Source organism: Mucilaginibacter sp. P1_D10 (genome assembly GCF_056406215.1).
In genome coordinates this window covers 1-1,332 of record NZ_JBFUAP010000046.1, presented here as the reverse complement: position 1 = coordinate 1,332, position 1,332 = coordinate 1, and the positions used below count along the sequence as shown (strand labels likewise).

The 1,332-nt window shown below is 45.5% G+C and carries 2 protein-coding genes; both read right to left on the bottom strand.

Annotated elements, in window-relative coordinates:
* Positions 1 to 175: 175 nt before the first annotated feature.
* Complete coding sequence (locus AC1DYT_RS26685) at positions 176 to 1,084, bottom strand: IS3 family transposase (RefSeq protein ID WP_477472525.1); 909 nt, start codon at positions 1,082 to 1,084, stop codon at positions 176 to 178.
* Positions 1,081 to 1,332: hypothetical protein (locus AC1DYT_RS26680; RefSeq protein WP_477472524.1), on the bottom strand; the 252-nt coding region annotated here is incomplete at its 5' end. The genes AC1DYT_RS26685 and AC1DYT_RS26680, both read right to left, overlap by 4 nt.

The window sequence follows — 1,332 nt, the reverse complement described above, 5'->3', positions numbered from 1 at the left end:
AATTCGAGTTTGTCTTGTCCTAAGAAAGGTTGACAGTATTTTATAAAGATAAAACTATTATTGTTTGTTTGCCGTGTTAGGATGTGGGGAACGCGGAGCGTTGTCCACATCCTAACACGTTTTTCTTTTTTTGCTTCTTTTTTTCTTTTTAAAAGAGGCTTCGTTTTGTTGATAACTATCCGTCTACCACCTCCCGTTTTATCCACCCCTTTTTGTAATAGTTTTTCCAGCAGCGCTTGAGCTTCATTTTTTGGGTATGGGCTAGCGCCGGCGTTAACATTGATATACTACTATGCGGCCTCAGGTAGTTATAAGTGTTTACTGCTTGCGTTACTGCAACTCTTGCGGTGTCCAGATCGATAAATGATGGTTTTAGTAATTCCATTTTCAGTATCCCATTTACCCGCTCTGCAATGGCGTTATCCCTTGGGTCGCCGCTTTGCGTCATGCTAATATCAACTTCGTTATCCTGAAGTATTTTAACATAATCATTGCAACAGTATTGTGTTCCCCTATCGGAGTGGTGCATAAGTACTTCATTGCCCCTGCGCCCCTCAATAGCCATTTGCAGCGCACTTATGCAACCCTCGGCAGAAAGGCTTTCGCTTACATGGAAGCCAACTATCTTGCGGCTATATGCATCTGTTACCAGGCTCAGGTAAGCATCCTGGGTACAGAGTTCAAGATAGGTAATATCGCTTACCCATACCTGTTCAGGGCGTACAGGCATCAGCTTTTTGGCCAGATCGGGATATTTCTTCATCCAGTGGTTTGAATCGGTGGTTTGTGGCTTGCCGCGCCGCCTTTTGTTAAGAAGGCCATACTTGCCCAGCATCCTAAAAAAACTGTCCCGGCCTATACCCAAACGATGTAACTTCATAAATGGGCCTAGCAGAAAATATAGCTTCCGCCCGCCAATACGAGGCTGTAGCTCCCGGTAACCTATAACCTGCTGAACAAGCAAATCCTCTTTGAGGGGCACATGCTCTTCTAATAAGCGCCTCTTATAATAAGCTTGGCGGGAATAACCAGACAGTAAGCATAGCCTGGACAAACTGCCGCCCAGGCATTGCTCTACTTTCATGACCGCCTGGTGCCAGCTTTTTTTCTGATGTCAGTGCCGTGCTGCTCGTCAGATATGTCTATCATCGCCTCTAATAAGCTGATATTCAACCGCGCCATACGCAACTCTTCCTGCAATGCCTTGACATCCGTCGGCATATCCCCCTTAACGGCCTGGATAGACGCTGCATACTCTTCAAGCTTTCTCTTTTTCTTCTTCTCCATAGCAACCCATCTTGATACGCTTGCATTACCGAAACCGTATTTGAG